Origin of the sequence: Curtobacterium sp. MCPF17_003, from assembly GCF_003224385.1 — a bacterium.
GTDB lineage: Bacteria > Actinomycetota > Actinomycetes > Actinomycetales > Microbacteriaceae > Curtobacterium > Curtobacterium flaccumfaciens.
The window spans coordinates 66680-78836 of record NZ_QKLC01000007.1 but is presented as its reverse complement, the minus strand read 5'-3'; the positions used below and the strand labels follow the sequence as shown (position 1 = coordinate 78836).

The following is a 12157-nucleotide window of genomic DNA, read 5'->3' as shown; positions in this document are numbered from 1 at the left end:
GGGCCGCGAGCCCACCCGAAGACGACGTGGGATGACGTCGGGAGTCGCGCCGGGCCTCCGGGCAGGGGCATGCTGGGACGCATGGCGAGCGACGAGCAGGACCCGGTCGGCACGCTCCGTGGGGTCCGGACGAGCATCAAGTGGACGCGGTACGCGCCCGACGTGCTGCCCCTGTTCGTCGCCGAGATGGACCACGACGTCGCGCCGGCGATCCGGCAGGCCCTGATCGAGCGGGTCTCGCAGTCCGACCTCGGGTACCTCGACGGCCCCGGGCCGCTCGCTCCCGCCTTCGCGCAGTTCGCGCTGGACCGCTGGGGCTGGGAGATCGACCCGTCGCGGATCCACCTGGCCACCGACGTCAGCGTCGGGATCGTCGAGTCGCTCCGGCTGGCGCTGCCCGACGGCGGCCGCGTCGCGATCACGCCGCCGGTGTACCCGCCGTTCTTCGAGCTCGTCGAAGAAGCTCGATGTCAGGTCGAGGAAGTCCCGCTGCTCGAGCAGTGGGGGCAGTACCGGCTCGACCTCGAGGGCCTCGAGCGCGCGTTCGCCGACGGGGTCGGCGTCTTCCTGCTCTGCAACCCGCACAACCCCGTCGGACTCGTGCACGACCGGGCCGACCTCGTCGCGATCGCCGAACTGGCCGCGAAGTACGACGTCCTCGTCATCAGCGACGAGATCCACGCGCCCCTGACCCACCCCGGCGTGCAGTTCACCCCGTTCGCCGCCGTCGCCGAGCCGCTCGGTGCCCGCAGCGTGTGCGTGACCTCGGCGAGCAAGGGGTGGAACCTCGCCGGTGTGAAGTGCTCGGTCATCGTCGCCGGCGATCCCCGGACCGCCGCGCTCCTCGACACCCTGTGGGAGGAGGTCGCCTGCCGCACGAGCATCCTCGGGCTGCACGCGAACCTGGCGGCGTTCACCCTGGCGACGGACTGGCTCGACGACGTCGTGGCGCGCATCGTGGCGAACGACCGACTGCTCGCCAAGCTCCTCGCCGAGCACCTGCCCGGGGTCGTCTACACGCGGCCGCGCGCCGGGTACCTGGCGTGGCTCGACTTCCGGGGCATCGGCCTCGGCGACGACCCCGCGGTGCCGCTGCGTGAGAACGCGTTCGTCGCGCTGAACTCCGGGCTCGGGTTCGGGTCCGAGGGGCGCGGGTTCGTCCGGCTCAACCTGGCGTGCTCACCGGAGACCCTGCGCGAGGCCGTGTTCCGGATCGCCTCGGCGTACCCGTCGAGCGCGCAGGAGGGGCTGGTCTGGCACGTCGCCTGACCTGCGGAACGGCGTCGTTTGCCGGCTACGCAGCACCGAGTGAGCACAAGACGTCGGGTCGGCGGCGCGCACTCGATGTCTTCTGCTCACTCGAGCCCGCCGGCGTCAGTCGATGTACTGGTTGCGGCCGACGACGCGGATGCGCAGGTCGTCGTCGCGGTCCATCGCGAGGAGCTCGCGGGCCACGAACCCGACGGACGGCCACCGGGACACCTCGGTCACCATGAAGCCGTCGATGAAGACCTGCCACGCGCCGGCCTCGCGGACCGCCTGCACCTCGTACGTCGCCATGCCGCGAGCGTACCGGGACCGGGCCGCCGTCAGTGCAGGCCGAACATCAGCGCAGGCCGAACGTCAGTGCAGGCCGAACGTCAGTGCAGGTCGAGGGTCATGTGCACGTCGGCCCGCACGTACGGGCTCGGGGCGATCTCGTCCTCGCGCAGGTGCCGGAAGCCGAACGCCTCGTACAGGTGCACGGCGCTGGTGAGCTGCGCGTTGCTCTCCAGGTCGATGCGGCGTGCGCCGAGTTCGCGTGCCCGGTCGAGTGCCGCGGTGATGAGCTTCCGCCCGGTGCCGTGCCCCTGGTGGTCGGGGGAGACGGCCATCTTCACGAGCTCGAACACGCCGGGGGTGGTGGGCACGACCCCGATGCACCCGATGACCTGGTCGTCGAGCCGGGCGACCAGGACGGCCCCGCCCCGCTCCACGACCCGGCCGACGGGATCGGAGAGGAACACGCGGTCCTCGTCCTCGAGGGTGAAGTACCGGGTGATCCAGGCCTCGTTGAGCGTGCGGAACGCTTCGGCGTCCGCGGGGGTGGCGAGGTCGGCGATGGTGACGGTGGAGGTCGCTTCGGGCATGCAACCATCCTCGATGGACGATGCAGTCACGTCCAATACTCGTTCGCGCTGATCGATACGCTGGGTGCATGGATCGAGAACCCGACGTCGACCTCCGGCAGCTGCGGGCGTTCCTGGCCGTCGCCGACGAGCTGCACTTCGGCCGAGCTGCCGAGCAGCTGCGGATCGCCCAGCCCGCGCTGTCCCAGCAGATCCGGCGGACCGAACGCGCGCTCGAGGTCGACCTGTTCGTCCGGACCAGCCGCAGCGTGGCCCTGACCGCCGCCGGCCGGGTGCTGCAGGGCCGTGCGCGGTCGTTGCTCGGGCAGGTGCGACGGGACCTCGACGAGACGGTGCGGGTCGGTCGGGGCGAGGTCGGTCGGCTCGACGTCGGGTTCGTCGTCTCCGCGCTGCCCCTCGGTCCGATCGAACGCGTGCAGGCGTTCCGGGAACGCTACCCGCTGGTCCGGGTGGAACTGACCGAGGGGTACTCGTCGACCCTGCTCGCCCGGATCGTCCGCGGCGAGCTCGACCTCGCCGTCGTCCGCGATGCCGACCCTGACCCCGCCGTGCGACTGCTGCCGTTCCGGTCCGAGGCCTTCGTCGCCGCTGTCCCGCGCGGCCACCGGTTGGCGGATCGGGATCGCATCCGCGGCACCGAGCTGGTCGACGAGCCGTTCGTGTTCTTCCCGGCGGTCGCGGGGGCCCTGGCGACCGAGCGCAACCTGGCACCGGTCACCGCCGGCGGCCGCCGGCCCGTCGTCGTGCAGGAGGCCACGACCTGGGCGACCGTGCTGCACCTGGTCGGGGTGGGCCTCGGTGTCACGGTGGTGCCGGAGAGTGCCGCGCTCGCCGCACCCGACACGGTGGCGCTCCTGCCGCTCGAGGGCAGCGACCACCGCAGCGAGCTCGCCTGGGCGATGCGCGCCGACGACGACCGCGAGATCCTGCGCAACTTCGTCGCCGCGGACTGACCGAGCGGACCGGGCGCGCGAGCGGACGCCGGTCGGGCGTCCTCCTTCAGCCGAGCGACAGGACGGGCGCCCGGTGGTCACCGAGCTCGTCGATGCGCCACGGCCGAGCCCCGCGCAACGTCAGGCCGAGCTGGACGAGCACGAACCCGACGTGCGGCTCGACGTCGGGGTCCCACGGCCCCTCGACGCCCAGGCCGAACGCGCCGAGTTCGTCGTCGGCCTCGTCCCGCAGCGTCAGCCGCCACCGGCCGTCGCCGAGCTCCTCGACCACGGCCCAGCGGGCGGTGCCGAACCGGCTCACGCCGTCTTGGTGATGTCCGCGGTGAAGTTCTGCACGCGCTGCAGCAGGGAGGCGCCACGCATCGCGATCGTCGCCGGCGGGTTCAGGTGCGGGGGCGCGGTGCGGATCAGCATCGGGCACCCGAGGTCTTCGCAGATGTACGTGCCGATCGTGTTGCCGTTGCGCCCGGACTCACCGGCACGTGCGGCGGAGAACAGCCGGACCTGGGTCGCGGGCTGCGGCGAGTGGCAGAACGAGCACATCGCGGCGATGCCGGGGCGCAGCGAGCCACCGGCGGACCGGACGACGATGCCCACGGGGCGCTCGTCGATCCAGGACACGATGTAGCCGCGGCGGGCGGCCTGTGGATCGCGCCAGCCCAGGAACTCGCGTTCGTCCCAGAGTGTCTCGTGCAGGCCGGGGATCGGCAGCTGTGCGAGCTCGTCGGGGGTGGCGTTCACGAACGACGATCGGATGTCGGCTTCGGTCAGTGGCTTCACGGTGCTGACACCCTATTCCTCGCCTCCGACAGGGCGCTACGACAGCCTGGAGGCGCGGATCGCCCCGAGCGCGCTGCTCCCGTCCGCCACCAGCACCGCCCGGCGCAGGGCGTCGCGTCCGACGCGACGGGCCGCCGCGTCGTCCGCGGCGAACTCCACGAGCACACGCGTCGACCGCGCCATGGCGCGCGCACCGGGCACCCACGGCACCGCACGTTCGATCGATTCCGCGACCGCGACCGCAGCCGCGTGGTGTTGGGTCAGGTGGGCGCGTTCGTGGGCGACCACGGCCTCCAGTTCGTCGGTGCGCAACCGGTCTGCCAAGCCGGTGCTGACGAGGACGCCACCGCTCCGACCCGGCACGGCGCACGCCAGTGCGTGGTCGGCCTCGACGACGGCGACGGGGGTGCCGTCGATCTCGCGGTGCGGGGCGACGCCGGAACGCATGGCCTGCCGGACGGCCTCGTGTTCCGGGCCGGGGCGCACCCGGACCGCGACGACGAACGCGACGACCGCGAGCAGCGCGACGCCGACGTTGAAGCCGTGCGTGGGGGAGCCGTCCCCGCCGAACAGCTCCGTGACCGGACGGTCAGCGAGCACCACGAGGGTGATGCCGGCCACGAAGCCGACGACGCCGAGCAGGACAGCGACCGACCAGCAGACCAGCGCGGTGCGGGGCAGGTCGATCGTCCAGGCGGAACGGGTCAGGACCCGGGGCGCGAACACCACCACCGCGAGTGCGAGGACGATGAGCGTGATGCCGGCGACGACCACGGTGCGCAGCCGGTCAGGAGCGGGCGCGGGCGTCGAGGGCGCGGCGCAGGGCCTCGAGGTCGTCCGAGGCGAGCGAGCCGGTGAACTGCAGCAGCGCGGCCTCGCGGTCGGACGACGCGGCCAGCGCGCTCGACATCAGGGACGCGGTCTGCTCGTCGCGACTGTGCACCGCGCGGAACGTCAGGGGAGCGTCGTCGTGCTGTTCCCGTTCCACCTGGCCCTTCCGGCCGAGCCGGTCGAGCACGGTGAGGACGGTCGTCAGCGCGGGGCGGGGCTCCGGGAACGCGTCGAGCACCTGGCGTGCGGTGAGCCCGGAGTCGGCGGAGCGGAGTGCGTCGAGCACCGCCTGCTCCAGCTGCCCGCGGGGGCGCGATCGTTGTCCGGCCATCCCCGCATTCTACGAGATGTCGAAGGCTGGACCACGACACACGCTCGTAACGCGGTCTCGGTATGCTCTGGGCGGACAACTGAACACACCGGCCGCTCATCCGTCGCGGGAGACGCCGTGCACGTACCTCCGGGTACGTCGTGCCCCCGGGCGCACGCACGGCACCGAAGGAGCAATCCCCCCGTCAATCTCTCAGGTCCCACACCGCAGCGGACAGGCCACTCTGAAAAGCAGACGCTCGGTCGTCTCGCCCACGGTGAAAGCCGCCGGACCTCACGGGCCGCGGTGAAACTCTCAGGCCCATGACAGAGGGGGAGTTCCACCCGGCGATCGTCGCCGGGTCCTGCCGATGCCAGGAGAACTCCGCCATGAGTCCGTCCCCACTGCCCACGCCGGGTCCGCGTTCGTCGCCGCTCGAAGCCGTGCACGAAGCCGCCGGAGCGACCTTCACCGACTTCGCCGGGTACCGCATGCCCGTGCGCTACTCGTCGGACCTCGCCGAGCACCACGCCGTGCGCCAGGCCGCCGGGGTCTTCGACCTGTCGCACATGGCCGAGATCGGGGTGACCGGCACCGAGGCCGTCGCCTTCCTCGACCACGCGCTCGCCGGGTCCTTCGGCACGATGCCGATCGGCCGCGCCAAGTACTCGCTGCTGCTCGCCGAGGACGGCGGGATCCTCGACGACCTCGTCGTGTACCGGACCGACGACGACGTCTTCCTCGTCGTCGCGAACGCCTCCAACCGCGATGTCGCCGTCAGTGCGCTCACCGCGCGGGCCGACGGGTTCGACATCGAGGTCTCCGACGACTCCGACACCACAGCCCTCGTCGCCGTGCAGGGACCAGCGGCGGCCGGCACGCTCGACGCCCTCGTGGTCGCCGACCGCCTGCAGCCCGAGACCCCGCTCGACGAACTCGGCTACTACCGGGTGCTGCACGCGCTGTTCGACGGTGCCGACGTGCTCGTCGCGCGCACCGGGTACACCGGCGAGGACGGCTTCGAGGTCTACACCGACCCTGACACCGCCCCGGTGCTCTGGGATGCCCTGCTCGAGGCCGGTGCCGACCGCGGGGTCGTCCCCGCAGGGCTCGCCGCACGCGACACCCTGCGGCTCGAGGCCGGCATGCCCCTGTACGGGCACGAGCTCGGCACCGACGTCCGTCCGGCCCAGGCCGGCCTCGGCCGTGTCGTCGCGAAGGACGGCGACTTCGTCGGTGCGGCCGGCGTCACCCCGTCCGCGGACGCCCGGGTGCTCGTCGGCCTGGTGACCGAGGGCCGCCGTGCTCCCCGAGCCGGCTACGACGTCGTGCTCGACGGCACGGTCGTCGGCACCGTGACCTCGGGCGCGCTCTCACCGACGCTCGGACACCCGGTCGCGATGGCCTTCGTCGACCCGGGCGCGCTCGCCGCCGTGTCGGACGGGGCACAGGTCCTCCACATCGACGTCCGCGGGACTGCCGTCCCCAGCACGGTCTCCGCGTTCCCCTTCTACCGCCGCGCCTCGAAAGGCTGACCCAATGACCGACCAGACCGCACTCCAGTACACGGCCGACCACGAGTGGCTGCTCGTCGAGGGCGACACCGTCACCGTCGGCATCACCGACCACGCCGCCGAGCAGCTCGGTGACGTCGTCTACGTCGAGCTCCCCGCCGTCGGCACCGCCACCACCGCCGGTGAGCAGATCGGCGAGATCGAGTCGACCAAGAGCGTCGGCGAGCTCTTCGCCCCGATCGAGGGCGAGGTCGTCGAGGTCAACGACGCCGTCGTCGACACCCCCGACACCGTCAACCAGGACCCGTTCGGTGCCGGCTGGCTCGTGAAGATCAAGGTCGACGGCACCTCGTTCCCCGAGGACCTGATGGACCACGACGCGTACCGGGCCTCCATCGCATGACCGCGTTCGAGAACCTCCAGACGACCTTCGCCGACCGCCACATCGGCACCACCCCGGCCGACCAGCAGGCCATGCTCGACGTCGTCGGGCAGCCGTCGCTCGACGCCCTGGTCCGTGCGGCGATCCCGGAGTCCATCCACGTCGGCCCCGTCGCCGACTCGGTGATCCCGGCCGCCGTCGGCGAGACCGAGGCGCTCGCCGAGCTCCGCGCGAAGGCCGGCCGCAACACCGTCCGCCGCGCCATGATCGGCCTCGGCTACCACGGCACCCACACGCCCGCGGTGATCCAGCGGAACGTGCTCGAGAACCCGAGCTGGTACACGGCGTACACGCCCTACCAGCCGGAGATCTCGCAGGGCCGCCTCGAAGCACTGATCAACTTCCAGACGATGGTGTCCGACCTGACAGGCATGGCCACCGCCGGCGCCTCGATGCTCGACGAGGGCACCGCGGTGGTCGAGGGCATGCTCCTCGCCCGGCGCGCGTCCAAGGTCAAGGGTGACGCGTTCCTCGTCGACGCCGACCTGCTGCCGCAGACCCGTGCGCTGCTCGACCACCGTGCCGACGCCGTGGGCATCACGCTGCGCGCGTTCGACGCCGCCGACGGCCCGAGCGACGACCAGCTCGACGGCGCGTTCGGCGTCGTCCTGCAGTACCCGGGCGCCTCGGGCCGCATCGTCGACCCGTCGTCCGTCATCGAGCGGGTCCACGCCGGTGGTGGCATCGCCGTCGTCGCAGCCGACCTGCTCGCGATGACCCTGCTCGCCAGCCCCGGCGACCTGGGTGCCGACGTGGCCGTCGGGACGAGCCAGCGCTTCGGCGTCCCGCTCGGCTTCGGTGGCCCGCACGCCGGCTACCTCGCGGTGCGCGCCGGCCTCGAGCGCCAGCTCCCCGGTCGCCTGGTCGGGGTGTCCTTCGACGCCGACGGAGCGATGGCCTACCGCCTCAGCCTGCAGACTCGCGAGCAGCACATCCGCCGCGAGAAGGCGACGAGCAACATCTGCACCGCGCAGGTCCTGCTCGCCGTGATGGCCTCGATGTACGCCGTCTACCACGGGCCCGAGGGCCTGCGGTTCATCGCCGGCCGGGTCGCGCGGACCACCGGAGCGCTCGCCGCCGTGGCGAGTGACGCCGGGGTCGAGGTCGTGCACGACGCCTTCTTCGACACGCTCACCCTGCGGGCCGTCGGTCGCGCCGAGCCGATCGTCGCGGCAGCGCAGGACGCCGGCTACCTGCTGCACGTCGTGGACGCCGACACGTTCCAGCTGTCCGTCGACGAGACGACCACGCCCGACGACGTCGTGGCGCTGGCGGGCGTGCTCGGGGCGGTGGACGTGACCGTCCCCGCGACCGAGACCGCCGTACGCGACGCGGCCACGGGCCTCCCGGCCGCCCTGCAGCGCGAGAGCGACTACCTGACGCACCCCGTCTTCAGCGCACACCGCAGCGAGACCCGCATGATGCGGTACCTCAAGCACCTGTCCGACAAGGACTACGCGCTCGACCGCGGCATGATCCCGCTCGGCAGCTGCACGATGAAGCTCAACGCGGCGACCGAGATGGCCGCCGTGACCTGGCCGGAGTTCGCGAACATCCACCCGTTCGCACCGCGCGAGGACGTCGAGGGGTACCTCGACATGATCGGCGACCTCGAGTCGTGGCTCGCCGAGGTCACCGGTTACGACACCGTGTCCCTGCAGCCGAACGCCGGCAGCCAGGGCGAACTCGCCGGCCTGCTGGCCATCCGCGGGTACCACCAGGCCAACGGCGACAGCGAGCGCACGGTCTGCCTGATCCCGTCGAGCGCCCACGGCACGAACGCGGCGTCCGCGGTGCTCGCCGGCATGAAGGTCGTCGTCGTGGCCTGCGACGAGAACGGCAACGTCGACCTCGAGGACCTCCGGGCCCGCGTCGCCGCCCACGCCGACACCCTCGCGGCCCTGATGATCACGTACCCGTCCACCCACGGCGTCTACGAGCACGACATCCGCGAGATCTGCGACGCCGTGCACGACGCCGGCGGCCAGGTCTACGTCGACGGCGCGAACCTCAACGCGCTGCTCGGCCACGCCCGCTTCGGTGACTTCGGCGGCGACGTGTCGCACCTCAACCTGCACAAGACCTTCTGCATCCCGCACGGGGGTGGCGGTCCCGGCGTGGGACCCGTCGCTGCGAAGGCGCACCTGGCACCGTTCCTGCCCGGCCACCCGTTCGCGCAGCAGGCCGACCGGCGCTCCGGCGCGATCACCGCCGAGGCGGACGGCCGCCTTGCGCACGCCGGCGGCCCGGTCAGTGCGGCACCGTACGGCAGCCCGAGCATCCTGCCCATCACGTGGACGTACGTCCGGATGATGGGGCTCGAGGGCCTCACGCGTGCGACCGAGGCCGCGGTCCTCGGGGCGAACTACATCGCGGCTCGTCTGCGCGACGCGTTCCCGGTGCTGTACACGGGCGACGACGGACTGGTCGCGCACGAGTGCATCCTCGATCTCCGTCCGCTGCGTGACACCACCGGCATCACGGTCGACGACGTCGCGAAGCGCCTGGTCGACTACGGGTTCCACGCGCCGACGATGTCCTTCCCGGTGGCGGGCACGCTCATGGTCGAGCCGACCGAGAGCGAGGACCTCGCCGAGCTCGACCGCTTCGTCGACGCCATGCTCGCGATCCGGGCCGAGGCCGCAGCGGTGGAGCGCGGGGAGTGGCCGGCGGACGACAACCCGCTCGTGCACGCGCCGCACACCGCCTCGTCGGTGATCTCGGGGGAGTGGGCGCACGCCTACACCCGGGAGCAGGCCGTCTACCCGCTGCCGGGCATCAGCGGCCGGAAGTACTGGCCGCCGGTGCGTCGCATCGACCAGGCGTACGGGGACCGCAACCTGGTGTGCGCCTGCCCGCCGATCGAGGCGTTCGCCTGATCCGACCGGCGCCGACACCCCGTCGTCGCCCGGCGCTCGATCGCCGAACGCTTCGTGCCCCGTCCGGTCCTCCGGGCGGGGCACGGTCGCGTCCGAGCGTCCGGCGCAGCGTCGGACGGTCACGACACCCCGCTCAGTTCCGCCGGGCGGTCGTGAACCGTCGTCCGAGCCCGCTCCCACCGACAGATCGTGACCACTCGGCGCGCCACCACGGCAGGTCCCGACCGCTCGACGCACTCCCTCAGCCGTACCCCTGAGCGATGCTCGCCCGTCCCCGACTTGCACAGAAGTGTGGCGGAGTGCAACGGATTTCATGCAGATGCAACAAAAACGCACCCTCCATCGACAGGCGCGCAAATCTTGCATCTTCTCGCAACGATCGTGCAAGTTGGTTACCGGCGTGTAACCGTTCGCCCCAGGGTTTGGACGCCGCTGTTCACCTTGCCTACAGTGCAAAGGTCAAACGCGCCCGGGTGACACCGCTGTGCCCTTGCGCGTCCCATGCACCAGGAGGAACCTTGATCAAGAAGCGCGCCGGGCTCTCAGCCCTCGCCGTGCTCGGGGCCACAGCACTCGCCCTGACCGCCTGCTCCAGCAACAGCTCGTCGAACGGCGGTGACTCGGGTTCGGCGAACGCGTCCGGGATCGTCACCACGAACGGCAGCGAGCCGCAGAACCCGCTGATCCCGTCGAACACCACCGAGACCGGTGGCGGCAAGATCATCGACTCGCTCTTCGAAGGCCTCGTCTCGTACGACGCCGACGGCAAGCCGGTCAACGAGGTCGCGAAGAGCATCAAGACCGATGACTCGAAGACCTTCGACATCACGCTCAACACGAACTACACCTTCACCAACGGCGAGAAGGTCACGGCCGAGTCGTTCACCAAGGCTTGGGACTGGGCTGCGCAGAAGTCGAACGCCCAGGGCGCGAGCTACTTCTTCGAGAACATCGAGGGCTACGACGCCGAGAAGGACTCGAAGCTGACCGGTCTCAAGGTCGTCGACGACGACGAGTTCACCGTCACGCTGAAGTCGGCGCAGTCGGACTTCCCGCTGTCGCTCGGTTACTCGGCGTTCGTGCCGCTGCCCTCGGCGTTCTACGACGACACCAAGGCGTTCGGCGAGAACCCGATCGGCAACGGTCCGTACAAGCTCGACGGCAAGAGCGCCTGGACCCACAACCAGTCCATCAAGCTCGTCACCAACAAGGACTACGAGGGCAAGCGCAAGCCGAAGAACGGTGGTCTGACGATCACGTTCTACACCTCGCAGGACACCGCGTACTCCGACGCCCAGGGCGGCAACCTCGACGTCCTCGACGCCGTGCCGGACGCAGCCTTCGCGACCTACAAGTCCGACTTCCCGGACTCGAACGTCAACCAGGCCGCTGCGATCTTCCAGGCGATCTACCTGCCCTACTACCTCGACCACTGGAAGGGTGAAGAGGGCAAGCTCCGCCGCGAGGCCGTGTCGATGGCGATCAACCGCAAGCAGATCACCGACAAGATCTTCGACGGCACCCGCACCCCGGCCAAGGACTTCACCTCCCCGGTGATCGACGGCTGGAGCGACGACCTCAAGGGCGCTGACGTCCTCGAGTTCAACAAGTCCGAGGCCAAGAAGCTCTGGGCCGAGGCCGACAAGATCTCGAAGTACGACGACACCCTCACCATCACGTACAACGCCGATGGTGGCCACGAGGCCTGGGTGACCGCGGTCACGAACTCGATCTCGAACACGCTCGGCATCAAGGCCGAGGGCAACGCGATCCCGACGTTCCAGGAAGCCCTGGACCTCCAGACGAACGACAAGCTCACGGGCGGCAGCCGCACCGGTTGGCAGGCCGACTACCCGTCGCTGTACAACTTCCTCGGCCCGACCATGGGTGAGGGCTCGTCGAACAACTACTCGCGGTACGACTCCAAGGAGTACAACGACCTCCTCGCCGAGGGCCGTTCGGCTGCGACCGTCGAAGAGGGCAACAAGATCTTCGACCAGGCACAGGAACTCCTGTTCGAGGACCTGCCCGAGATCCCGCTCTGGTACTCCAACGTGACCGGTGTCTGGAACGCGGACAACGTGTCGAACGTGAAGTTCGGCTGGAACTCGGTGCCGCTGTACTACGACATCGAGGTCAAGAAGTAACACTGGTCTCGTAGAGACCACCACGCGAGCAGGTATCCTGCCTCGCGACCACCGGACGGGGGTTCGGGGACCACACGGTCCCCGAACCCCCGTACCGCGGCGGTAAGACCTTCCCCACACCGCGGGCGCCCTCCCGCACCGGACATCCGTGCCGACCCTCGGACCGTCCACC

Annotated in this window: 12 protein-coding genes and 1 riboswitch; of the genes, 6 read left to right on the top strand and 6 right to left on the bottom strand. The window is 70.8% G+C overall.

Annotated features, from left to right (window positions below; genetic code table 11):
• Nucleotides 1-81 precede the first annotated feature (81 nt).
• Complete coding sequence (locus tag DEJ30_RS09010) at nt 82-1269, top strand: MalY/PatB family protein (RefSeq protein ID WP_258369884.1); 1188 nt, start codon at nt 82-84, stop codon at nt 1267-1269.
• 105 nt (nt 1270-1374) lie between these two features.
• Here the strand turns inward: DEJ30_RS09010 and DEJ30_RS09005 are convergent, their stop codons facing one another.
• On the bottom strand, nt 1375-1560 hold the full coding sequence (locus tag DEJ30_RS09005; RefSeq protein WP_110860597.1) for a hypothetical protein: 186 nt from the start codon (nt 1558-1560) through the stop codon (nt 1375-1377).
• A gap of 80 nt (nt 1561-1640) precedes the next feature.
• Complete coding sequence (locus DEJ30_RS09000) at nt 1641-2129, bottom strand: GNAT family N-acetyltransferase (RefSeq protein ID WP_110860595.1); 489 nt, start codon at nt 2127-2129, stop codon at nt 1641-1643.
• A gap of 68 nt (nt 2130-2197) precedes the next feature.
• On the opposite strand from DEJ30_RS09000, the gene DEJ30_RS08995 reads away from it, so the two are divergent.
• Nucleotides 2198-3082, top strand: coding sequence for a LysR substrate-binding domain-containing protein (locus tag DEJ30_RS08995; RefSeq protein WP_110860593.1), 885 nt, complete (start codon nt 2198-2200; stop codon nt 3080-3082).
• 46 nt (nt 3083-3128) lie between these two features.
• On the opposite strand, the gene DEJ30_RS08990 is transcribed toward DEJ30_RS08995, so the two are convergent.
• The 4 genes from DEJ30_RS08990 to DEJ30_RS08975 are packed head-to-tail and all read right to left on the bottom strand — an operon-like array spanning nt 3129 to nt 5024.
• Nucleotides 3129-3383, bottom strand: coding sequence for a hypothetical protein (locus DEJ30_RS08990; protein ID WP_017887084.1), 255 nt, complete (start codon nt 3381-3383; stop codon nt 3129-3131).
• Nucleotides 3380-3862 (bottom strand): FBP domain-containing protein, encoded by a 483-nt coding sequence (locus tag DEJ30_RS08985; protein WP_027464546.1) that lies wholly within the window; start codon nt 3860-3862, stop codon nt 3380-3382. The genes DEJ30_RS08990 and DEJ30_RS08985 overlap by 4 nt, the downstream gene beginning before the upstream one ends.
• Before the next feature lie 36 nt (nt 3863-3898).
• Complete coding sequence (locus DEJ30_RS08980) at nt 3899-4636, bottom strand: M56 family metallopeptidase (RefSeq protein ID WP_110860591.1); 738 nt, start codon at nt 4634-4636, stop codon at nt 3899-3901.
• Nucleotides 4637-4649: 13 nt separating this feature from the next.
• Nucleotides 4650-5024: a BlaI/MecI/CopY family transcriptional regulator gene (locus DEJ30_RS08975; RefSeq protein WP_110860589.1), complete on the bottom strand. Its 375-nt coding sequence runs from the start codon at nt 5022-5024 to the stop codon at nt 4650-4652.
• A 96-nt stretch (nt 5025-5120) separates the two neighbouring features.
• A riboswitch (glycine riboswitch) is annotated at nt 5121-5241 on the top strand.
• A 151-nt stretch (nt 5242-5392) separates the two neighbouring features.
• Here DEJ30_RS08975 and gcvT point away from each other — a divergent pair.
• The 4 genes from gcvT to DEJ30_RS08955 all read left to right on the top strand — a co-directional run bounded on the left by gcvT (nt 5393) and on the right by DEJ30_RS08955 (nt 11985).
• On the top strand, nt 5393-6538 hold the full coding sequence (gene gcvT, locus DEJ30_RS08970) for a glycine cleavage system aminomethyltransferase GcvT (protein WP_110860587.1): 1146 nt from the start codon (nt 5393-5395) through the stop codon (nt 6536-6538).
• Nucleotides 6539-6542: 4 nt separating this feature from the next.
• Nucleotides 6543-6920, top strand: a complete 378-nt coding sequence (gene gcvH / locus DEJ30_RS08965; protein ID WP_110860585.1) for a glycine cleavage system protein GcvH — start codon at nt 6543-6545, stop codon at nt 6918-6920.
• Entirely contained in the window at nt 6917-9838 is a 2922-nt protein-coding gene (gene gcvP / locus DEJ30_RS08960) for an aminomethyl-transferring glycine dehydrogenase (protein WP_110860583.1), read from the top strand. The genes gcvH and gcvP overlap by 4 nt, the downstream gene beginning before the upstream one ends.
• Before the next feature lie 518 nt (nt 9839-10356).
• Complete coding sequence (locus DEJ30_RS08955; RefSeq protein ID WP_110860581.1) at nt 10357-11985, top strand: ABC transporter substrate-binding protein; 1629 nt, start codon at nt 10357-10359, stop codon at nt 11983-11985.
• The last annotated feature ends 172 nt before the right edge of the window (nt 11986-12157 follow it).